General features: G+C 70.0%; 23 protein-coding genes and 1 pseudogene. 10 read left to right on the forward strand and 14 right to left on the reverse strand.

From position 1 onward, the window contains the following. Positions 1-9: 9 nt before the first annotated feature. Entirely contained in the window at positions 10-1,878 is a 1,869-nt protein-coding gene (gene leuA / locus HNP44_RS03515; RefSeq protein ID WP_259141433.1) for a 2-isopropylmalate synthase, read from the forward strand. Between the two features lie 394 nt (positions 1,879-2,272). Here the strand turns inward: leuA and HNP44_RS03520 are convergent, their stop codons facing one another. The 3 genes from HNP44_RS03520 to HNP44_RS03530 all read right to left on the reverse strand — a co-directional run bounded on the left by HNP44_RS03520 (position 2,273) and on the right by HNP44_RS03530 (position 6,052). Further along, on the reverse strand, positions 2,273-3,439 hold the full coding sequence (locus tag HNP44_RS03520) for a globin domain-containing protein (protein WP_259141432.1): 1,167 nt from the start codon (positions 3,437-3,439) through the stop codon (positions 2,273-2,275). Between the two features lie 97 nt (positions 3,440-3,536). Continuing rightward, positions 3,537-4,343, reverse strand: a complete 807-nt coding sequence (locus tag HNP44_RS03525; protein ID WP_259141431.1) for an SDR family oxidoreductase — start codon at positions 4,341-4,343, stop codon at positions 3,537-3,539. Then, positions 4,340-6,052 (reverse strand): FAD-binding dehydrogenase, encoded by a 1,713-nt coding sequence (locus HNP44_RS03530; RefSeq protein WP_259141430.1) that lies wholly within the window; start codon positions 6,050-6,052, stop codon positions 4,340-4,342. The genes HNP44_RS03525 and HNP44_RS03530 overlap by 4 nt, the downstream gene beginning before the upstream one ends. A gap of 91 nt (positions 6,053-6,143) precedes the next feature. On the opposite strand from HNP44_RS03530, the gene HNP44_RS03535 reads away from it, so the two are divergent. Further along, on the forward strand, positions 6,144-6,725 hold the full coding sequence (locus HNP44_RS03535; protein ID WP_259141429.1) for a TetR/AcrR family transcriptional regulator: 582 nt from the start codon (positions 6,144-6,146) through the stop codon (positions 6,723-6,725). A 132-nt stretch (positions 6,726-6,857) separates the two neighbouring features. On the opposite strand, the gene HNP44_RS03540 is transcribed toward HNP44_RS03535, so the two are convergent. Both HNP44_RS03540 and HNP44_RS03545 read right to left on the reverse strand, forming a co-directional pair. Next, entirely contained in the window at positions 6,858-7,748 is an 891-nt protein-coding gene (locus HNP44_RS03540; RefSeq protein ID WP_259141428.1) for a LysR family transcriptional regulator, read from the reverse strand. Positions 7,749-7,769: 21 nt separating this feature from the next. After that, positions 7,770-8,492 carry an SDR family oxidoreductase gene (locus tag HNP44_RS03545; RefSeq protein WP_259141427.1) on the reverse strand — a complete coding sequence of 241 codons (723 nt, stop codon included), beginning with the start codon at positions 8,490-8,492 and terminating at the stop codon, positions 7,770-7,772. Positions 8,493-8,629: 137 nt separating this feature from the next. On the opposite strand from HNP44_RS03545, the gene HNP44_RS03550 reads away from it, so the two are divergent. Continuing rightward, complete coding sequence (locus HNP44_RS03550) at positions 8,630-9,622, forward strand: EamA family transporter (RefSeq protein ID WP_259141426.1); 993 nt, start codon at positions 8,630-8,632, stop codon at positions 9,620-9,622. A 90-nt stretch (positions 9,623-9,712) separates the two neighbouring features. Here HNP44_RS03550 and HNP44_RS03555 read toward each other — a convergent pair. Beyond that, a pseudogene (locus HNP44_RS03555) lies at positions 9,713-10,285 on the reverse strand (class I SAM-dependent methyltransferase); the annotation flags it as partial. Between HNP44_RS03555 and HNP44_RS03560 the strand changes: the two are divergent. The 4 genes from HNP44_RS03560 to HNP44_RS03575 all read left to right on the forward strand — a co-directional run bounded on the left by HNP44_RS03560 (position 10,284) and on the right by HNP44_RS03575 (position 13,263). Further along, the gene (locus tag HNP44_RS03560; RefSeq protein ID WP_259141425.1) at positions 10,284-11,525 is read left to right on the forward strand and encodes a Mur ligase family protein; all 1,242 of its coding nucleotides are present in this window, start codon (positions 10,284-10,286) and stop codon (positions 11,523-11,525) included. The pseudogene HNP44_RS03555 and the gene HNP44_RS03560 sit on opposite strands and share 2 nt — an antisense overlap. A 26-nt stretch (positions 11,526-11,551) precedes the next feature. Continuing rightward, positions 11,552-12,259 (forward strand): type 1 glutamine amidotransferase, encoded by a 708-nt coding sequence (locus tag HNP44_RS03565; protein WP_259141700.1) that lies wholly within the window; start codon positions 11,552-11,554, stop codon positions 12,257-12,259. Positions 12,260-12,565: 306 nt separating this feature from the next. Further along, entirely contained in the window at positions 12,566-12,856 is a 291-nt protein-coding gene (locus HNP44_RS03570; protein WP_259141424.1) for a type II toxin-antitoxin system Phd/YefM family antitoxin, read from the forward strand. Beyond that, a complete protein-coding gene (locus HNP44_RS03575) occupies positions 12,856-13,263 on the forward strand; it encodes a type II toxin-antitoxin system VapC family toxin (RefSeq protein WP_259141423.1) in 408 nt (135 codons plus the stop codon). The genes HNP44_RS03570 and HNP44_RS03575 overlap by 1 nt, the downstream gene beginning before the upstream one ends. Here the strand turns inward: HNP44_RS03575 and HNP44_RS03580 are convergent, their stop codons facing one another. From HNP44_RS03580 to HNP44_RS03605, 6 genes are read right to left on the reverse strand one after another with little or no spacing between them, the layout of a single operon-like run. After that, the gene (locus tag HNP44_RS03580; RefSeq protein WP_259141422.1) at positions 13,264-13,788 is read right to left on the reverse strand and encodes a methylated-DNA--[protein]-cysteine S-methyltransferase; all 525 of its coding nucleotides are present in this window, start codon (positions 13,786-13,788) and stop codon (positions 13,264-13,266) included. Position 13,789: 1 nt separating this feature from the next. Then, positions 13,790-14,278, reverse strand: a complete 489-nt coding sequence (locus HNP44_RS03585; protein ID WP_259141421.1) for an SRPBCC family protein — start codon at positions 14,276-14,278, stop codon at positions 13,790-13,792. Positions 14,279-14,287: 9 nt separating this feature from the next. After that, a complete protein-coding gene (locus HNP44_RS03590; RefSeq protein ID WP_259141420.1) occupies positions 14,288-14,431 on the reverse strand; it encodes a hypothetical protein in 144 nt (47 codons plus the stop codon). A 32-nt stretch (positions 14,432-14,463) separates the two neighbouring features. Next, on the reverse strand, positions 14,464-15,012 hold the full coding sequence (locus HNP44_RS03595) for a uridine kinase family protein (RefSeq protein ID WP_259141419.1): 549 nt from the start codon (positions 15,010-15,012) through the stop codon (positions 14,464-14,466). Between the two features lie 3 nt (positions 15,013-15,015). Further along, a complete protein-coding gene (gene recR / locus HNP44_RS03600) occupies positions 15,016-15,669 on the reverse strand; it encodes a recombination mediator RecR (protein ID WP_224650758.1) in 654 nt (217 codons plus the stop codon). A gap of 10 nt (positions 15,670-15,679) precedes the next feature. Further along, complete coding sequence (locus HNP44_RS03605) at positions 15,680-15,970, reverse strand: YbaB/EbfC family nucleoid-associated protein (protein ID WP_259172174.1); 291 nt, start codon at positions 15,968-15,970, stop codon at positions 15,680-15,682. A gap of 111 nt (positions 15,971-16,081) precedes the next feature. Here HNP44_RS03605 and HNP44_RS03610 point away from each other — a divergent pair, with 111 nt between their 5' ends. Beyond that, on the forward strand, positions 16,082-16,906 hold the full coding sequence (locus HNP44_RS03610) for an Rv3717 family N-acetylmuramoyl-L-alanine amidase (protein ID WP_259141416.1): 825 nt from the start codon (positions 16,082-16,084) through the stop codon (positions 16,904-16,906). A 24-nt stretch (positions 16,907-16,930) separates the two neighbouring features. On the opposite strand, the gene HNP44_RS03615 is transcribed toward HNP44_RS03610, so the two are convergent. Together HNP44_RS03615 and HNP44_RS03620 are read right to left on the reverse strand one after the other, a co-directional pair. After that, positions 16,931-17,689 carry a pseudouridine synthase gene (locus HNP44_RS03615; RefSeq protein WP_310437653.1) on the reverse strand — a complete coding sequence of 253 codons (759 nt, stop codon included), beginning with the start codon at positions 17,687-17,689 and terminating at the stop codon, positions 16,931-16,933. 208 nt (positions 17,690-17,897) lie between these two features. Continuing rightward, positions 17,898-18,347, reverse strand: a complete 450-nt coding sequence (locus tag HNP44_RS03620) for an SRPBCC family protein (RefSeq protein WP_259141415.1) — start codon at positions 18,345-18,347, stop codon at positions 17,898-17,900. Positions 18,348-18,482: 135 nt separating this feature from the next. Between HNP44_RS03620 and HNP44_RS03625 the strand changes: the two genes are divergently transcribed. After that, positions 18,483-19,934, forward strand: coding sequence for an FAD-binding oxidoreductase (locus HNP44_RS03625; RefSeq protein WP_259172168.1), 1,452 nt, complete (start codon positions 18,483-18,485; stop codon positions 19,932-19,934). Position 19,935: 1 nt separating this feature from the next. Continuing rightward, the gene (locus HNP44_RS03630) at positions 19,936-21,237 is read left to right on the forward strand and encodes a class I SAM-dependent methyltransferase (RefSeq protein ID WP_259141414.1); all 1,302 of its coding nucleotides are present in this window, start codon (positions 19,936-19,938) and stop codon (positions 21,235-21,237) included. The last annotated feature ends 22 nt before the right edge of the window (positions 21,238-21,259 follow it).

Raw genomic sequence — 21,259 nt, forward strand, 5'->3', positions numbered from 1 at the left:
CCTCGACACATGAGCCCTGCAGCCGATTCCTACACCTCCGGCGTATCGAAGATCACCGCTCCCGCCGGCCCCCGCAACCCGGGTCAGCCCGCGTGGAACCAGCAGCGCGGAAGCGCCATGCCCGCCCACCGCTACCGCTCCTTCGGCGACGAGGTCGAGCAGATCGCACTCCCCGATCGCACGTGGCCCGACAACGTCGCCACCACGGCCCCGCTGTGGTGCGCCGTGGACCTGCGCGACGGCAACCAGGCCCTCATCGATCCCATGAGCCCGGCCCGCAAGCGCCGCATGTTCGACCTGCTGGTCCGGATGGGCTACAAGGAGATCGAGGTCGGTTTCCCGTCCGCCAGCCAGACCGACTTCGACTTCGTCCGCGAGATCATCGAGGACGGTGCCATCCCGGACGACGTCACGATCCAGGTGCTGGTGCAGTGTCGGGACGAGCTGATCGAGCGCACATTCGAGGCCTGCCAGGGTGCGAAGAACGTGATCGTGCACTTCTACAACTCGACCTCGGTGCTGCAGCGCCGCGTCGTCTTCCGCGCCGACAAGGCCGCGATCAAGAAGATCGCCACCGACGCCGCGCACAAGGTGCTCGAGGAGGAGAAGAAGTACCCGGACACCGCATGGCGCTACGAGTACTCCCCCGAGTCCTACACGGGCACCGAGCTCTCCTTCGCCAAGGAGGTGTGCGACGCGGTCACCGAGATCATCGCGCCCACGCCCGAGAAGCCGATCATCCTGAACCTGCCTGCCACCGTCGAGATGGCCACGCCGAACGTCTACGCCGACTCGATCGAGTGGATGAGCCGCAACCTGGCGCGTCGCGAGAGCGTCATTCTGTCGCTGCACCCGCACAACGACCGCGGTGAGGGCGTGGCCGCGGCCGAACTCGGCTACCTGGCCGGTGCGGACCGGATCGAGGGCTGCCTGTTCGGCAACGGCGAGCGCACCGGCAACGTCTGCCTGGTGACGCTGGGCCTGAACCTGTACAGCCGCGGCATCGACCCGCAGATCACGTTCTCGGACATCGACGAGATCCGGCGCACCGTCGAGTACTGCAACCAGCTGCCGGTGCCCGAGCGGCACCCCTACGGCGGCGACCTGGTGTACACCGCGTTCTCGGGCAGTCACCAGGACGCGATCAACAAGGGCCTCGACCAGATGAAGATCGACGCCGACGACGCCGACAAGGACATCGACGACATCCTGTGGCAGGTGCCCTACCTGCCGATCGACCCCAAGGACGTGGGGCGCAACTACGAGGCAGTGATCCGCGTCAACAGCCAGTCGGGCAAGGGCGGCGTCGCGTACATCATGAAGGCCGACCACGGCCTGCAGCTGCCGCGGCGCCTACAGATCGAATTCAGCCAGTCGGTGCAGAAGATCACCGACGGCGAGGGCGGCGAGGTCACGCCCAAGGAGATGTGGGACGTCTTCGCCGGCGAGTACATCGATCCGATCCTGCCGCTGGAGCGCATGCGCCAGAAGGTGACCGCCTCCGAGGTCGACGGCGGCGTCGACCGCATCGACGCGGTGGTCAAGGTCGACGGCAAGGAACAGGAGATCTCGGGCGAGGGCAACGGCCCGCTCGCGGCCTTCGTCGACGCGATCGGCACCGTCGGCTTCGAGGTCCGGGTCCTGGACTACAGCGAGCATGCGCTCTCCGCCGGCGACGACGCGCAGGCCGCCGCCTACGTCGAGGCGATCGTCCGCGTCGGCGACGAGGACCGCACCGTCTGGGGCGTGGGCATCGCCCCGTCGATCACCACCGCCTCGCTGCGCGCCGTCGTCTCCGCGGTCAACCGCGCCAACGGCAGCCGCCGCATCGCCCAAGAAGCCGTCGGCGCGGCCTCGACGCGGACCTGGGCGCCGTAGTCGTTCTGGGATGTGATGGGTGCTAGACCGCCGAGGACCGTCGACCGGCCGATCGACTCGCCGAGAAGGAGGGCACCGGCCTGGCGCACCCACCTACGCCGGCTGGGCAGGCAACTGGGCGACCGACGCGATCTGTTGCTCCGCTCCCTCCACGAACATGCGCCCGCGGTGACCGTGGACGCGGTGCCGCGCGGCGGCCTCGCCCTGTGGGGCGCGGCTGCCCGGTGACGTGGACCTCGGCGCAGTGGTGGATCACTGCCGTCGCGACGGCCTCGTCGTGGGTCCGGGCGACGAGTGGTTCCTCACGGAACCGACGGAAAAACACCTCCGACTCGCCTGCGCCGGGCCGCAGCCGGAACGCCACCCGAGGCGGCGCGGATTCTTCAGGCCGCGATCACACGGACGGCGTGAAGGCCTCGAACCACACCCGCTCGCGCGGGACGCCGGCATCCTCGAGTTGCCTTGCCGCGCCGGTCATGAACGGCAGCGGGCCACACAGGTAAGCGTGAGCGTCGGGCGGGATGGGGAGGCCACTCAGGTCGATCCGGCCGCGGGACTCCCCTTCGCCCAACGGGTATCCGTCGGGGAGCGCGTCGTACCAGGTGTGCAGCGCAGCGCCGGGAATCCGGTCGACGAGCTCGCTCAGCTCAGCCCGATGCGCATGGGTCGCTCGGGTGCGATCCGCGTGCGCCACGATCACTCGGCGCGCGCCGCCCTCTTCGGCGAGGTGGTGGAGCATGCCGAGGACGGGAGTGATCCCGATACCCGCCGAAGCGAGCACCAGGGGGGTGGCGGGGCCGCTGTCGAGCACGATGTCGCCGAAGGGCGGCGAGACCTGCAGGCACGTGCCCTCGAAGGCGTACTCGTGGAGGTACGACGAGACCTCCCCATCGCGCCGCACACCGATCCGCCACCGGCCCGCACCCGCGCCGGACAGGCTGTACTGCCGGATCTGGCGCGCACCGTCGGGCAGCCGGACCGCGATCGAGACGTATTGCCCAGGAGAAAATTCAGGCAGCGCATCACCGGACGGATCGGCGAGCACGAAGGCGACGGTGTGCGGAGTCTCCTGGCGACGCTCGTCCACGACCACGGTGCGCCACACCGTCTCGGGGCTCACCCCGGCCGCACTGTAGAGCCCCTTCTCCAGGGTGATCAGCTCGTCGGCGAGCTGCCAGTACAGCGCGGTCCACGCCTCCGCCACCGCGGGCGTGACGGCATCCCCGAGCACCTGCACGATCGCCGCGAACAGGTGCTCGTGGACGACCGGGTACTGCGCCGGGGCAACGCCCAGTGAGGCGTGCTTGTTCGCGACCCGCTCGAGCATCGACCGCGCGGAGAGCTCGTCGTCGACGACGGCGGTGGCGTACATCGCGATCGATGCGGCCAACGAGCGCTGCTGGGCACCCACCGCCTGGTTGCCGCGGTTGAACAGGTCGCGCTCCAGGTCGGGGTGCGCCTCGAACAGGCGGCGGTAGAAGATCGGGGTGATCTCGTCGATCGCGGCGCCCACTGCGGGCAGGGAGTCGCGGATGACGGCGATCTGGGCTTCGGTGAGCATGGGCATCGGTCCTCGGGCAGAAGGAGTGTTCTACTACGACGTTATGTAGTAGTTCCTTGCCGCCGCCAGGGACGGATGTCCCGAGGATCCGGGACGTCTACCGCCGGAGGCCGTGCCGCCGGGCAACGATACTGGAGACCACCTCGACCGGGACCAGCCGTTTGAGGAGGAAGACGAGGGGCGCGTTGCTGCCCACTGCGTAGAACTCGCGCGGCTTATCGGACTCGATCGCCTTCACGATCACCTCCGCTACCTGTGCCGGGGTGATGCCCGCCCGCTCGTTGGCGTCGAGGTTCTCGATCATGGTGTCGAAGTCAGCGCGGTACACGGAGTCGTCGGCGACGTACTTGGTCCGCCGCTCGCCGATGCCCGTGGCGATCGAGCCGGGCTCCACCGTGGAGACCCGCACCCCGAAGGGCGAAAGTTCCTGACGCGCTGCCGAGGCGAAGCCCTTCAGTGCGGCCTTGGCCGCGACGTAGGAGCCGCGGTACGCGAGCGGGAAGCTGGCGAGCATCGAGCCCACCATGATCACGCGGCCGTAGCCGCGCTCCCGCATCGCGGGCAGCAACCGCTGGGTGAGCTGCACCGCGCCGAAGACGTTCGTTTGGAAGAGCCGGTCGACCGCGTCCGGGGGGAGCTCCTCGAGCGGCCCGGATTGACTCTCGCCTGCGTTGTTCACGACGACGTCGACGGTGCCTGCGGCCGCGGCGCAGGCGGCGACCGAATCACGGTCGGCGAGATCGAGAGCGAGGTACTCGACGCCGGGGATCCGCTTGTCTACGGGGATCACCTCCGGGTTGCGGCTGGTACCGAGGACTCGGTAGCCCTTCTGCGCCAGCAGCTTCGCCGTCTCGTAGCCGATGCCGGAGGTGGCTCCGGTCACCAGTGCCGTGCGTTCACTCATGCTCGTGCGCCTCCGGTTCGATCGCTCGTCGCGAGGGCCGCTGCGCGGCCCGCCGTCATGCCCGAGAAGATGCACCCGCCGAGGAAGGTGCCCTCCAGGGCGTTGTATCCGTGCACCCCGCCGCCGCCGAATCCGGCGACCTCACCCGCGGCGTACAGGCCGGGAACGGGCACACCGTCGGGCCCGAGAACGCGCGCCGAAAGGTCTGTCTCGAGCCCCCCGAGGGTCTTGCGGGACAGGATGTTCAAGCGGACGGCGATGAGCGGCCCATGGTCGGGATCGAGAATGCGGTGCGGCTTGGCGACGCGCACCACCTTGTCGCCCAGGTAGTTCCGAGCGTTGTTCATCGCCTGGAGCTGCGCGTCCTTACTGAAGGCGTTCGCCGTCTCGCGGTCGCGTGCCTCGATCTGGGTGCGCAGGCGCTCGGCGTCGACGTGCCCGCCGCGGCCGATGCGGTTCATCCCCGCCACGAGCTCTTCGAGCGTATCGGCCACGACGAAGTCCGAGCCGTGCTGCTTGAAGGCCTCGACAGGACCGGGCGCGCCCTTCGACTTCACCCGACCCAGAGCGAGTTTCAGGTCCTTCTCGGTGATGTCCGGGTTCTGCTCCGAACCGGAGAGTGCGAACTCCTTCTCAATGATCGTCTGAGTGAGCACGAACCACGAGTAGTCGTAGCCTGTCTCGAGAATCGTCTTCATCGTCGCGTTGGTGTCGAAGCCGGGGAAGTTCGGGGCGGCGAAGCGCTCGCCGTTCGCATCGAACCACAGGGAGGACGGGCCGGGGATGATGCGGATCGCGTGGTTCGGCCAGATCGGGTCCCAGTTGTGGATGCCCTCGGTGTACGCCCACACCCGGTCGCGGTTCACGATGTTCGCGCCGGCCGTCTCCGAGATCGCGAGCATACGGCCGTCCACGTGCGCAGGCACGCCGGCGATCATGTGCTGCGGGAACGGGCCGAGCCGCTCGGTGGGCCAGTACTTCTCCATGAGCTCGAAGTTGTGGCCGATCCCGCCGGAGGTCACGAGCACCGTCGGTGCGCGGAACTCGAACGCGCCGACCGTCTCCCGGCCGCTCGCGACGCCGCGGTCCAGGTCGGTGGGCTCGAGCACCGCGCCACGGACGCCGACGACGACACCGTCGTCGGTCAGGAGCTCGTCGACGCGGTGTCGGAAGGCGAAGCGCACGAGGCCCTGCGCCTCAGCGCGCTCGACGGGCTCACGGAAGACGCGGACCACCTCGGGGCCGGTGCCCCAGGTGAGGTGGAAGCGGGGGACCGAGTTGCCGTGGCCGTCGGCCGCGCCGCCGCCCCGCTCTGCCCAGCCGACCACCGGCGTGAAGCCCAGACCCAGCCTGCGCAGATAGTCGCGCTTGCGATGCGTCGCGAACTCGACGTAGGCGCGGGCCCACTGCCGCGGCCAGTGATCTTCGTCCTCGCGGTCGAAGCCGGCGGAGCCCGTCCAGTCCTGCCACGCCAGCTCGAAGGAGTCCTTGATACCCAGTCGCCGCTGCTCGGGCGAGTTCACGAGGAACAGGCCGCCGAGGCTCCAGAACGCCTGCCCTCCCAGGTTGTTGCGGTTCTCCTGGTCGAGCACCAGCACGCGGCGACCGGCCCGGCTCAGCTCGTACGCGGCCACCAGGCCCGCGAGCCCCGCACCGACCACGATCGCGTCTGGTTCGAACCCTGCGGTGTGCGATCGATCCCCGCTCACGCCGCCTCCTCATTGATAAATAGACTGGGTGGTCTAATTATCGCTATCCTTGCACGGAGCAACGGCGCGGTCAACGGATTCGAGGCGGAACATGGCGAAGGGCGAACGTACGCGCGCACGGACCGTCGAGAAGTTCCTCGACGTCGGGCTCGCGGTCTTCGCGGACCGCGGCTTCCACGCCGCCTCGATGGACGAGATCTGCACCCGTGCGGCACTCTCCCGCGGCGCGTTCTACTCGAACTTCTCCGGCAAGGAGGCGCTGTTCTTCGCCTTGTTCGACCGGCACGCCGAGAACCAGGTCGGACGGATCACGGCGGTGATCGACGGAGCCGACTCGCTCGATGCGGCCATCGCCGGTGCCGCGCGCGCGGCGGCAGCCGACGACCCCGACGAGCGCCGGTGGGCCCTGCTCTCCACGGAGTTCACCATCTATGCCGCCCGCGATGCAGAAGCCGCGCGCCGTCTGACCGACCGCGACGTCGTTCTCCGCGAGCGCCTCTCCGCCGCGCTCGCCCGCTTCATCGAGCCCCACGATGCCGCGGCGCTCGCCCGCTACGCGATCGCTCTATACGAGGGAGCGCAGCTCACGCACCTCGTCGACCGGGACTCCGCCGCCGCGCGCGAATTGCTTCTGCGATTCCTACCAGCCGGCCTCCACACCGTCGGGGGCTGACTGCCCCGCCGCGGTCCGATCGCCGTCGAGACCGCACAGCAGGAGGTGCACCGGGACTGATCGGAGGAGGCCCAGTCCCCACGCACGCCGTGCAGCACACCCCGAAATCATGGGATGATTTTGCCGCCCGTATCAACTGACCGCCGCGACCTCCTCGTCGAGCGCGCGGAGCACGGCGGCCACGGCGGGCCGGCGCTCGGCGCCGGGCCGCGTCGCCACCTCGAGGATCCGCGCGGCCAGGACACCGACGATTTCGAGGCTCCGTACCCCGGGATGGGTCACCGCGTGCCGCGCGACCAGCGCCACACCGAGGCCGGCCGCGACCATCGCCTGAATTGTGTGGAAGTCGTTGATCCGCTGCACCACCCGCGGCTGTACACCCGTGATCGTCGCGAGGGAGCGGAGCACGTCGTCAACGGGAAAGCCGTCCCGGACGCTGATCCAGTCGAGATCGGCGAGCTGCGCGGCGTCGACCCGCCCCGCCGCCGCGAGCGGGTGACCGACCGGCACCACCAGGTCGATCGGCTCGCGCATCAGTACGCGGGACGCGATGCGAGGGCCGCCCAGTGGCGCGGCGCGCTCGTCGCGGTGTGCCACCACCACGTCCGCGTCCGCGAGCATCGCCGGCAGCTCCGTGCCGGGTAGGTCCGCGTCGGCGGCCGCCACCTGGATCCCCGCCGCCGCGGTGCGGCACAGCACCCCGGGCAGGAGCAGCTCCGCCGCGGACGGAAAGAGGGTCAGCCGGACCACGCCGATCGGCGTCGAGCGGTAGCGATCCATCTCCGCCCGCGCGCGATCCAGCTCGCCCAGCACGGATTCCGCGCGGACCACCAGCGCCAGTCCCGCGTCCGTCAGGCGCACGCGACGACCGTCGGGTTCGAGCAGATCGACACCCGCCTCACGCGCGAGAACCTTGAGCTGCTGGGACACCGCCGAGGGCGTCATGTCCATCGCCCTGGCCGTTGCCGCGACCGTGCCACGGTCGGCGAGCTCACGCAGGATCCGCAAGCGGTGCACGTCCATGCGCACCGAGAGTACGCGGGCTCACCGCAAGGCGTACCCGCCGTCGACGTACAGCGTCGAGCCCGTGGTGTAGGTGCTCGTGAACAGGTGGACCACCGCGGCGGCGATCTCCTCCTCGGTCCCCGGCCTCCCGAGCACGGCCTCGCGCTCGATGTGCGCGAAGGCCGCCTCACGCGCCTCTGTGGGCCTCCCCGCCCACAGGTTCCCGTCGACGGTGCCGGGCGCGATCGCGGTGACCCGCACCGGCGCCAGCTCGACGGCCAGCCCGCGCGCGAGCCCTTCGATCGCGGCGTTCGCCGCGACGTACGGCGCCGCCGGCCCCGCGGGACGCACACTGGCCGCGCCGGAAGTGAGCACCACCGCAGCGTCGGCGGTCAGCTTCGGGAGCGCCGCCTTAACCACCCGGTACTGGCCCCAGAACTTCGATTCGAAGGGACTGCGCGCATCCTCGACGGGCAGATCCCGGAACGACCCGACGGTGTAGGTGGCGGCCGTGGTGAAGAGCGCGTCGACCGCGTCGACCCCGGCGAAGAAGTTCTCCACCGAACAAGGATCCGCGGTGTCGACGGTCCGCGCACGAGCGGCGGGTCCGAGTTCGGCAACGGCACCGTCGAGCCGCACCTGCGAGCGTCCCCCGAGCACGACCCGGGCACCCTCTGCCACGACGAGACGAGCGACGGCCAGCCCGATTCCACTCCCTCCCCCGATGAGGACGACGGTGCGGTCACGCAGTGCGAAGGTCATGCCGCGAACCTAACGACCGCGCCCAGCGACGGGCAGTGCTCCGCGCCGCATGATTCCAGGTCGATGTAGCACAGCTACATGGCCGCTCAAGAAGTATTCGATTGTTCTTCCGGTCCGCGGCCGGAACAGTGGAGTGCATGAGCCCCCGTCACCGCCTCGTCGCACTCACTGTCGTCGTGCTGTGGGGCCTCAACTTCCTCGCCATCCGCTACAGCCTCGACTACTTCCCGCCGCTGTTCCTCGGCGCGCTGCGGTTCCTCGTCCTGGCGCTCCCCGTGCTCCTCTTCGTGCGCCCGCCGAAGGGGCCCGTGAGGTGGCTGCTGCTCTACGGCATCGGCTCCGGCACCTTTCAGTTCGGCCTGCTGTTCACCGCGATGCACATCGGGATGCCCACGGGCCTCGCCTCGTTGGTGCTGCAGTCGTCGGCGCCGTTCACCGTGCTCCTCGGGGCGGTGCTGCTGCACGAGAAGCTCACCGTGCGGCAGGTCGCGGGCATCGGCATCGCCGTCGTCGGCATGGGCCTGATCATCGCGGACCGCGCGGACGCCGCCGCCGGCGTCGGGGTGCTCGGCGTGATCCTCACCCTGCTCGGCGGCCTCAGCTGGGCGTTCGGCAATATCGGACAGCGGCTGGCGGCACCGTCGGAGCCCTTCCGCTTCACGCTCTGGATGTCGGTCATCCCGCCCCTGCCGATGCTGGCGCTCAGCGCCGCGGTCGAGGGCCCCACCACCGGCTGGAAGGCCCTGGCCCACAGCCTCGACGCTGCCGACGGGCGCCTCGCTCTCCTGGGCGTCGCCTACATCGCGATCCTGAGCACCGTCGTCGGGTACGGGCTGTGGGGCGCGCTGATGGCCCGGTACCCGGCGTCAACGGTCGCGCCCGCAACACTCCTCGTGCCGGTCGTCGGCATCGCCGCGAGTGCGATCGTGCTCGGCGAGCACCCAACGGCGCTCGCCCTGGCGGGCGCCGGGGTAGTGATCTTCGGCTGCCTGCTGGGGATGCTGCGGCCGGCGCCGCCACCGCTCGGCGATGAGGGCGATGGTGCCGGCGGCGAGCTCGACGTCACCGTCGCCGATGACCTCGGCGAGCGCGGCGCGCAGGGCAACCCGGCGGTCCTCCGGCAAGGTTGAGTGGCCCGAGTAGGTGAAAACCAGGTCCAACCACCGGTCCTTCTCCTGGGCCTCGGTCCACGAGTCCTCCCGCTCGCTCACCGTGAACCCGACCGCCTCGAACCGACCCCGCAGCGCGGCCATCGCGAACATCTGGTCGTGCGCGGTGCCCGCGCCCGCTGCCTCGACGTTGATGTAGTCCTCGCTCGCGGCCCGCAGGTCGTCGTTCGCCGGCCGGGTCGGGCGCAGCTTGTTCCAGAGCAGCACGACGCGGCCGCCCGGATTGAGCAGGCCGGCGAGTCGCGGGACCGCGGTCTCGGCGTCGACCCAGTGCCAGGACTGGCCGAAGGTGACCAGGTCGAAGGTGCGGCCCCGTGCGTCCCACTCCTCGAAGGTCGCGACCTCGGCGGGCACGCCGGAGGCGCGCGCGACGTCGGCCATGGCACCGTCGGGCTCGACGGCGAGCACGTCCAGCCCGCGGTCCCGGAGCTGCCGAGCGAGGATCCCGGTCCCGGCGCCGACGTCGAGGGCGGTGCCGCCGGCCGCGATCGCGTCGAGGGTGACGTCGCTGTAGCGCGGCCGGAGCCGGTCGTAGTCGTCCGCGATCGCCCCGAAGGAGAGCGCGCGGCGGCGATCTTCGTGCAGTTCAGCCATGAATCCAGCTTGCCCTATCCTGGAGCCCATGCCCGGACTCCCCCTCCGCGCCCGCGCGGCGCTGCTCGCCGCCCGATCCGCAGCCTGGGCGTCGCAGCGCGCCGGGCGCGGCAAGGGCTCGATGATCGGCGGCCTCGTCGCGCTCAAGATCGAGCCGAACCTGATGTCCCGGCTCGCCGCTGGCAAGCGCACCGTGGTGGTGACCGGCACCAACGGCAAGTCCACGACGACCCGGATGACCGCCGCCGCGCTCAGCACGCTGGGCCGCGAGGTCGCCACACAGGCCGACGGGGCCAACATGGACGCCGGCATCGTCGCCACGCTCACCGCCCACCAGCGCGCGCCGTTGGCCGCCCTCGAGGTCGACGAGCTGCACGTCCCGCACGTCCTCGACGCGACCGCAGCCGAGACGCTGGTGCTGCTGAACCTGTCCCGCGACCAGCTCGACCGGGTCGGCGAGATCAACGCCATCGAGCGCCGGCTGCGCGCGGGCGTGGACGCGCACCCCGAACTCACCGTGATCGCGAACTGCGACGACGTGCTCGTGACGTCTGTCGCCTACGACGCGAAGAACGTCGTCTGGGTCGCGGCCGGCGCGGGCTGGACGAGCGACTCCACCTCGTGCCCTCGCTCGGGCGAGCCCATCGTCCGCGACGGCGCGCACTGGTACTCGACGGGCACCGACTTCTCCCGTCCGGAGCCCGACTGGTGGGTGGACGACACCTCCATCCACGGGCCGGACGGCTTCGTCGCGCCGCTCGGTCTGCAGCTGCCCGGCCGGGCGAATCGCGGCAACGCCGCGCAGGCCGTGGCCGCCGCGGTAGCGATGGGCGCCGACCCGGTCGCCGCGGCCGAGGCCGTGGGCACCGTCGGCGAGGTCGCCGGACGGTACGCAACGGTGACCGTCGGCGAGCACACCGTGCGGATGCTGCTCGCGAAGAACCCGGCCGGCTGGCAGGAGGCCATGTCGATGATCGACGGCACCGCCGAGGGCCTGGTGATCGCGGTGAACGGGCAGGTGCCCGACGGCGAGGACCTCTCCTGGCTGTGGGACGTGCAGTTCGAGCGGTTCGAGAACGGCAAGGTCGTCGCGTCGGGCGAGCGCGCCGCCGACCTCGCGGTCCGGCTGACCTACGCGGGCGCCGAGCACTCGCTGGTCGCCGACCCGCTGGCGGCGATCGCCTCGTGCCCTCCCGGGCGCGTGGAGGTGCTCGCGAACTACACGGCGTTCCGCGACCTGAACACAGCTCTCGAAGGACGGCGCGCGTGATCGACTTCTCCGGATCCGAGTCCCGGATCACCGATTCCACCCTGGTCATCGGCCTGGTGCTGCCCGACGTGATGGGCACCTACGGCGACGGCGGCAACGCCCTGGTCCTGCGCCAGCGCGCGCGGCTGCGTGGCATCGACGCCGAGGTCCTGCCGATCACGCTCGCCGACCCCGTGCCAGCGACGTGCGACATCTACACACTGGGCGGCGCCGAGGACTACGCGCAGCGGCTCGCGACCCGCCATCTCACGCAGTACCCGGGCATGCAGGAGGCCGCCGGTCGTGGTGCGCCGGTGTTGGCGATCTGCGCGGCGATCCAGGTGCTCGGCCACTGGTACGAGACGTCCGAGGGCGAGCGCGTGGACGGCATCTCGCTGTTCGACCTCACCACCACCCCGCAGGCGACCCGCTCGATCGGCGAGATCGAGGGCGTTCCGCTGGTCGACGGCCTCACCCAGCCTTTGACCGGGTTCGAGAACCACCGTGGCGGTTCGGCTCTCGGCCCCGACGCCGCGCCGCTGCAGCGCGTGGTGCGGGGCACCGGCAACGGTGCGGGCGCCGCGGTCGACGGAGTGGTGCAGGGCAGCGTGCTCGGCACCTACATGCACGGCCCGGCGCTCGCGCGGAACCCGGAGCTGGCCGACTACCTGCTGGCCCGCGCGACAGGGCGTTCGCTCGAGCCGCTGGATCTCCCGGACGTGGGCCTGCTGCGACGCGAGCGCCTGCGGAAGTAGGACCGCCGGGGCTGTCCACGGTCCGCGTGGGGTCTGCTGGTCGCGCGGGGCGGGTGTTTCTCTCCACGAAGTCATGCGTGCAATGCATGGCTTCGTTCGGCCAGTTCAACGCACTCTTGACACGGAGGCGATGCGTGGGACGCATAGCTGCATTCACCGTCGCGCTGGATCCCGGTGGCGCCCGCGTCGTCGACGAAAGATGTCGGTGCGGCGTCCTACCCTGTCTCATCATCGAGAGTTCGGGGGACATCGTGAGTCGGAAACAAGCACGACATGAGTAGCACATCGAGTGCTACCTTTGATCACATGGAGCAGATCGGGGTCCGTGAGCTGCGGCAGCACGCGTCGAAGTACCTCGCCCGCGTGGAAGCCGGCGAGGAGATCGAGGTGACCAACCACGGCAAACTCGTCGCAAGACTCGTCCCGGTCAGCGACAGGGAACGCCGGTACCGCGAGCTGGTCTCGTCGGGCCAGATCATTCCCGCCGAGCAGCCACTCGACCTGGCCACGATCACAGCGATGCGGAACGCTCGCCGACCGCGCGAACCGGGCGATAAGTCGTTGACAGAGATCCTCATGGAAATGAGGGATGAATAGTGATCTATCTCGACACGTCCGCACTCACGAAGATGCTGAACCCAGAGAACGAATCGGATGTGCTCACCGCATGGATGGCTGCACAAGCTGACGGAGGAAAGGAGCTGACCACGAGCGTCATCGGCCGGATCGAAATAGCGCGTGTCGCCGCGCGGTCATCCGATCCGGATGACGTTCCGCAAGCACAATTCCTCGGATCCCGGCTGGTGACGGTTCCGCTGACCACAACAATCGCTCGAGCGGCGGAGAGCGTGGGCCCGGCGCACCTGCGCTCTCTCGACGCCATTCATCTGGCGTCGGCCGTGAGCATCCGCGAGCTGGTCAGTGCGTTCGTCAGCTACGACAAGCGACTACTGGCCGCGGCGCGAGCGGAAGGACTGCCGGTCGTCTCGCCTGGCGCGGAATAGTCACCAGAGCCCCAGAACTGCCTGCTCGGTCGCGAGCAGGCGCATCTTGGTCTCCACGCCGCCGCCGGCGGAGAAGCCGCCGGTACGGCCGTTCGCCGCGGTGACGCGGTGGCAGGGCACGACGGGAGGATAGGGGTTCTCCCCCAGAGCTCGGCCGACGGCACGGGCGGATCCGGGAAGGCCTATCGCCGTGGCGATCTCGCCGTAGGTGCGGGTCGATCCGGGTGGTATCCGGCGCGCCACCTCGTAGACGGCGCGCTGAAAATCGGTGAGCCCCAGCATGTCCAGGGGCACCCAGGCCAGATCGTCGTCGAGGTTCTCGCCGGAGACCAGGGCGACGATCGCTGCGATCACCCCCTCGATCGCCGGCGGCGGGTCGGCGGGTGCCGCATCGTCGCCCAGATACCGCGCAGTGGCCTCGTCGGAGTCCTCCGGCAACCGGACTGCGGTGACGGCACCGTCGGCGCCCCAGGCGATCCCGCACCGGCCGACGGCGGTGTCGAAGAGGGCGTACCCGGCGGCCACGTCAGCCCACCTCCCGCACGAGCAGATCGAGGTTGGCCTCCATGTAGTCGTGCCAGAGGCCGAGGCGGAAGTCGATGATCTGCGCCTCCTGCTCCGGATGCTGCGCGATGTACTCGCTGAGCGGCGAGGCGCCGGTGCCCGCCCGCGCCCACTGCCGGACCAGCGTGCCGCCCTCGGCGCGCTCGACCTCGAATCCCCACGTGGCCAGCGGATCACCCGCCGGACCCACGCGCCAGACCCAGCGCCGCCCGTCCTCGAGCTCGGTGACCTCAGGGTCGGTGAACCACTCGCCGATCTCGGGATCGGCGTTATAGCCGCGGAACCGCGCTCCCACCGCGACGCCGTCGGCACCGTCGAGCCATTCGGCCCGCTGCAGCTCCCCCTCGGCCCGAGTGGGGAGCGTGATGTCCGCGACGAGGCGCCACGCCTCCTCCGGCGAGCAGGGCAGCTTCCGGGAGACCTCGATGATCGGGTGGTCGCGCAGGCGCATGGGGCGATCCTATTCCGCCGCCCGCGCGGCGGCTTCGACCTTCGCGCGGTACGCGACCCGGTCCGCCCCGTCGGGGAGCAGCGCGTCCCGCGCGCGGTCCAGGTAGTGCTGAATATCGGCCTTGGGGGCCGCGTCGAGCGACAGGACGTCCATACCTCGACGGTGCCACAGGGCACCGACAGGTTCTATGCTCCGACCGCCCGCGGCTCGACCACGACGCAGCGCCCACGCGTCCCGTCGACTGCGAACCAGCCGCGCTCGAACTCCTGCCAGCGCATGAGCTCGGCCCGTGATTCCTCGCCGTCGCGCGTGACGGCCCGCTCGAGCCGCTGCTCCGCCGAGCCGCCGTCCAGCCAGAGCCCCAGCGACAGCCGGTCGGCGAACGAGCGGCGGGCGCTGGAGACCCCCTCGATCACGATGAGCGACGCCCGGGGCACGCGCAGCTCCTCCCCCGGCGTCGGCACGCCGTCGCGCCAGACCATGGGGCGGTAGAAGGCGTCACGGCCACGAACCAGGGGTTCGATCACCTCGTCGACGAGCTGCGGCCACCACGACACCGGGTCGTCCCACGTGGCGTAGTGGTCCGTGCGGATCAGGGCGACCCGGGCACCGTCGGCCCGGAGGTCGCCGACGAGCCGCTGCGCGTAGGTCGACTTGCCGGCCCCGGAGGGACCGTCGATCGCGACGATGCCCTCGGGGCCGCCCATCCGGGCCAGCAGTTCGGAGGCCTCCATGCCTCACCCGCCTGCGGGCGGGAATTCCTCGAGCACGCGCGGCGGCTCGGACAGGGCACGGCGGCCGCTCATGGCGCGGCCGAGGGTGAGTTCGTCGGCGAACTCGAGCTCGGCGCCCATCGGCAGGCCCGCCGCCGGACGCGTGACGGTCAGCCCGGGGAAATCCTTGAGCATCCGCACGAGGAAGGCCGCGGTGGCCTCGCCCTCGGTGTTCGGATCGGTCGCGATGATCACCTCGTCGACGTCGACTCCGTCGACCGACGTGCCGAGGCGGACGAGCAGCTCCCGGATCCGAAGCTTGTCGGGCCCGATCGACTTGATCGGGTTCAGCGCCCCGCCGAGCACGTGATAGAGCCCGCGGTACTCGCGGGTGCGCTCCACTGCCTGGACGTCCTTGGCCTCCTCGACCACGCAGATCTTGGAGGCATCGCGCCGCGGGTCCGAGCAGATCCGGCACCGGGTTTCGGCGGAGACGTTGCCGCACACCTCGCAGTAGCGCACGTCGTTGCGCACGCGGGTGAGTGCGTTCGTGAGCCGATCGATGTCGGTGGGCTGCACACCCAGGAGGTGGAACGCGATGCGCTGCGCGCCGCGCGGCCCCACCCCCGGGAGCTTGGCCAACTCGTCGATCAGCTCCTGAACGGGTCCTTCGTACACGTGCCGACCGTCAGAAGGGCAGGCCGCCGGCCAGCGGACCCATCTTCTGCTGCGCCACGGCGGCGGTGTTGTTCTGCAGGTCTGCGAGGGCGCCCAGAACCAGGTCCTGCAGGGTCTCCACGTCCTCCGGGTCGACCACCTTGGGGTCGATCGTCACAGACGTCACCTGGCCGTCGCCGGTGCCCGCGACCTTGACGAGGCCGGCGCCGGCCTGACCCTCGATCGTCGTCACCGCGAGTTCCTGCTGCGCCGCCATGAGCTGCTGCTGCATCGCGCCGACCTGGGCCATCAGGTCTTCCATCGAGCCTCCGGGCTGCATACTTCTCTCCCTACGCCGGTCGAGTGACCCGCTATGTCCGATTCGTGTTACTTGTGTTACCGCTGTGCCGCTTGGGGCGGTACAGTGCGATCCGTGACGAACCGCCGTTCCACCCTCTTGGCCGCGACCGTGCTCTCCGCACTGGCCCTCTCGGGCTGCACCATCGGTGACGCCGGACAGCAGCGGAACGCGGCCGCACCCACCAGCCTATCGCCCGTCGGCCCCGCCCTCGTGAACAACGCGGCGCCGCTCGTCGCCGGCGCGCTGAGCGGGAAGAAGATCTTCGTCGACCCGGGCCACAATGGCGCGAACGACGCCTCGATCAACAAGCAGGTCCCGACGGGCCGCGGCGGCACCAAGCCGTGCCAGACCACCGGAACGACCAGCGTGAACGGGGTACCCGAGCACACGTTCAACTACGCGGTGGCCTACAAGCTCTACCAGGCGCTCACCGCCGCCGGCGCGCAGGTGATGCTCTCCCGCACCGACGACACGTCCGTCGCGTCGTGCATCGACGCCCGCGCCGCGGCCGCGAACTCCTGGGGCGCCGACGCCGCCGTGAGCATCCACGCCGACGGTTCAACCCCCGGTAACCGAGGGTTTCACGTGAATCTTTCCTCGCCGCCGCTCAACCCCGTGCAGCAGACGGCGAGCCCTGCGTACGCCGCGACGATGCGCGACGCACTCGTTTCCGGCGGCTTCACTCCGGCGACCTACATCGGCTCCGGAGGACTCTACCCTCGCTCCGACCTCGCCGGGCTCAACCTGGCGACGGTCCCGTCCGTGTTGGTGGAGGCGGGCAACCTCCGCGACGCGACCGAGGCCAAGGTCCTCGAATCCGCCGACGGCCAGCAGCGGCTCGCCGACGCGATCGCTGCGGGGATCGCCGCATACCTGGGCTCGCCTGCGACGCGATAGGCGTGAATCCGGCCGAATTCGGGGCTACGAAGCCGAATCCGGCTTGCTGATGCACTGAGCCGCCGAATTCGCGACCGCCAGCTCACGCCCGCTCACGTATTCGCGGTCTGTGCCGTCCACCGGGTCGGCGAAGGCGAGCGTGCGCGCCAGCAGGCGCAGGGGGTCGGAGAAGTCGCCGTCCACGAACTCCTGCGGCTCCGGGTACAACGGATCCCCCAGGATCGGCACGCCCAAGCCCGACATGTGCAGGCGGAGCTGGTGGGTCTTGCCCGTCTCCGGGCGCAGCCGGTACCGCCCGACGGTGCCGCCCCGCCCGTCCGGGACCTCGGCTTCCAGCGCGACGTGCGAGCGCGCGTTCACCGGGCCGTCCACCTCGTAGGCCCGCATGATGCCCGGCGTCTTCTCGATCCGGGACTCCACGACCGTCGGCAGCTCGAGGCTGTCGCACAGAGGCGCGAGGGCTGCGTACTCCTTACGCGCCCGCCCGGTGGCGAAGAGCTGCTGGTAGGCACCGCGCACCGCCGGGTCGCGCGTGAACAGCAGCACGCCGGCGGTGAGCCGGTCCAGCCGGTGCGCGGGCGAGAGCAGCGGCGCATCGAGCTCGCGGCGCAGTCGCACCAGGGCGCTCTGCACTACCCGCGCGCCGCGCGGCATTGTCGCGAGGAAGTGCGGCTTGTCCACGACGACGATCCGCTCGTCCTCGTACAGGATCGGCATCGGGAAGGGCACGTCGACCTCATTGGGCAGCTCGCGGTACATCCACACCGCCTGCCGGGCGGTCACGATCGTCGCCGGGACGAGGCACGCACCGTCGGAGGAAAGGACGCGTCCGGCCGCGCTCTCCCGCGCGACGTACTCCGCGGTACCCGGGAAGCGGGCCTCGAGGATTTCCCCGAGCGTGCGTCCGGCCTCCTCCTCGGCGATGACGAGCCGCGTCGGGTCGATCCCGTCGCGCAGCGGGAGCGGCGCGACGGGTGCGCCCCGGTGCCGCCTAGCCGTTGGACTCGACCTGCACCTTGAGGTTGGTCAGCAGTTCGTCGTAGATGCGGCCGAGACCCTTGGGGGCGAAGGTCTTCTCGAAGAAACCGCCGATGCCGCCCGCGCCCTTCCAGGTGGTGGTGACGGTGACGGTCGTCGCGTCGCCCGCGCCGTCGGCGGCGACCGCGCGGTAGGTGGTGACCATCGAGCTGTTCGCATCGGTCTCGGTCACGGTGTCGCCGTCCACTGCAACGGTCGCGCGCACGTTGCGCGAGCGCTTCTCGGTGGCCTGCAGCACCCACTCGGCAACGGTGCCGGAGCCCTGGCCGCCCTCGACGACGCGGTACTCGCGGTAGTTCGGGGGCAGGATCTCCGCGCGGCGGGTGTAGTCGGAGATGGCCGCCAGGACCTTCTCGGGCGCGACGGCAATGGTGATGGACTTTGTGGCGGTTACCTGGGCCAACGTACTTCGATCCTCTGAGTATCGGTACCTCCGAGCAGGTCGGAGGTGTGGATGCCGGCACCGCCGACGAGTTCGATGCCAGCCTAACCAATCGGTAACGACCCGCGCGCGTCGCGCCCGAGAGGTATAGCGTCGATGATTGTGAGTGCTCGCAACGAAACGCCGGCGCGAACCCCGACGACGGTTCCGATCGCAGGCGAAGCCGCCTACCAGCTGGGCCTCGCGCGGCTTCGCGACAGCTACGGCGCCATCCCGCCGAACGCCCGGGTCCGTCTGGCCAAGAAGACCTCCAACCTGTTCCGGGCCCGCGCGGCCACGGACGCACCCGGACTCGACGTCTCCGGCCTCGCCTCGGTCATCTCCGTCGACCCCGAGGCACGGACCGCCGACGTGGGCGGCATGTGCACGTACGAAGACCTCGTTACAGCGACGCTGCCCTTCGGCCTCGCCCCCACCGTCGTCCCACAGCTGAAGACCATCACCCTGGGCGGCGCGGTAAGCGGCATGGGCATCGAGTCGAGCTCGTTCCGGGCGGGACTTCCGCACGAGGCGGTGCTGTCGATGGACATTCTCACCGGCAGCGGAGAGGTAATCACCGCGACGCCGGGCGGGCCGGACGCGGAGCTCTTCTTCGGCTTCCCCAATTCGTACGGCACGCTGGGCTATTCGACGCGGCTGACAATCACTCTGGAGCCCGTCACGCGGTACGTGGAGCTGCGGCACGTGCGCTTCCACGCGCTGGACGACCTGCAGGAGGCGATGGCGGACATCGTCGATGCGCGGGAGTACGACGGCGAGCCCGTCGACTACCTCGACGGGGTGGTCTTCTCCGCGGCGGAGTCGTACCTGGTCCTCGGCCGCAAGACCGACGAGCCCGGACCGCTCAGCGACTACACGGGCCGGGAGATCTTCTACCGGTCGATCCAGCACGCCGACGGGGTGACGCGCGACCGACTGACCACACACGACTACCTGTGGCGCTGGGACACGGACTGGTTCTGGTGCTCGCGCGCGTTCGGCGCCCAGAATCCGAAGATCCGCCGAGCATGGCCGAAACAGCTGCTGCGCAGCAGCTTCTACTGGAAGTTGGTGGCGCTGGATCGCCGATGGGACATCGGTGACAGGCTCGCCGCACGCAAGGGCGAGCCGCCCGGCGAGCGCGTGGTGCAGGACATCGAGGTGCACATCGACGAGATGGTCGAGTTCCTCGAATGGTTCCTGGAAGAGATCCCCATCGAGCCGATCTGGCTGTGCCCGTTGCAGTTGCGTGACCCGCTGCCTACCGGTGCCGATCCGGACCGGCCGTGGCCGCTGTACCCGTTGGCACCTCGCGAGACCTACGTGAACGTCGGTTTCTGGTCCGCGGTCCCGAAGCAACCCGGTCAGATCGAGGGCCGGGCGAACCGCCTCATCGAGGAGAAGGTGTCGGAGCTCGGGGGGCACAAGTCCCTGTACTCCGAGGCCTTCTACGAGCGCGCCGAGTTCGACGAGCTCTACGGCGGAATCCACTTGGAGAAGTACAAGTCCCGCTACGACCCGGAGGATCGTCTGCTGGGGCTGTACGACAAGACAGTCAGGAGGCAGTGAATTGACGCGATCCACTGAGCATCTCCCCAAGCTCAGCCTCGCCGAGATCATCGAGAAGGTGGCGGGCGGGAAGCTCGCCATCCGGGTGAAGGCCTACGACGGCTCGTCGGCCGGCCCGGACGATGCGCCGTACGGCCTCGACCTGCTCACCCCGCGCGGAACCACTTACCTAGCAACGGCACCCGGCGACATGGGTCTCGCCCGCGCCTACATCGCGGGCGACCTGGAGCTGACCGGCGCGCCTCCCGGCGATCCGTACGAGGCGCTGCGCGCGCTCTCGGACGACCTGCAGTTCGCCAAGCCGGGGCCCCGGTTGATCGCGCAGATCGCGCGGTCGGTGGGCGCGGAGCACATGATCCCGATCGCCCCGCCCCCGCAGGAAGCGATCCCGCGCTGGCGCCGGATCGCGGAGGGTCTGCGGCACAGCAAGACCCGCGACGCCGACGCGATCCACCACCACTACGACGTCTCCAACCGGTTCTACGAGCTGGTGCTCGGCCCGTCGATGACCTACACGTGCGCCTGCTACCCGGACGCCGATGCAACCCTCGAGGAGGCGCAGGAGAACAAGTACCGCCTCGTCTTCGAGAAGTTGCGTCTGAAGCCCGGCGACCGGCTGCTCGACGTCGGCTGCGGCTGGGGCGGCATGGTGCGCTACGCGGCCCGGCGCGGCGTGTACGCCATCGGCGCGACGCTGTCCAAAGAGCAGGCGGAGTGGGCGCAGGCCGCGATCGAGGCCGAAGGCCTCGGCGAGTTCGCCGAAGTGCGCTACAGCGACTACCGCGACGTGGCCGAGGGCGACTTCGACGCGATCAGCTCCATCGGGCTCACCGAGCACATCGGCGTGCACAACTACCCGGCGTACTTCACGTCGCTGCGCGAGAAGCTGAAGACCGGTGGGCTGCTGCTGAATCACACGATCACGCGACACGACAACAAACTGTCGGGCAAGGGCGGCCAGTTCATCGACCGGTACGTCTTCCCCGACGGGGAGCTCACCGGCTCCGGCCGCGTGATCGCCGCGATCCAGGACATCGGCGGGATGGAGGTGCGACACGAGGAGAACCTCCGCGAGCACTACGCACTGACCCTCGCTGAATGGTGCAAGAACCTGGTCGACAATTGGGATGAGGCCGTCGCCGAGGTGGGCCTGGGCACCGCGCGTGTCTGGGGCCTGTACATGGCCGGCTCGCGACTCGGCTTCGAGCGCAACGTCGTCCAGCTGCACCAGGTGCTGGCGGTGAAGCTCGACGAGAAGGGCGGGGCCGGCGACCTGCCGCTGCGCCCTTGGTGGGACGCCTAGCACCACACTCGACCCGGCGCTC

The organism is Tsukamurella ocularis, from assembly GCF_024807615.1.
Classification (GTDB): Bacteria; Actinomycetota; Actinomycetes; order Mycobacteriales; family Mycobacteriaceae; genus Tsukamurella; species Tsukamurella ocularis.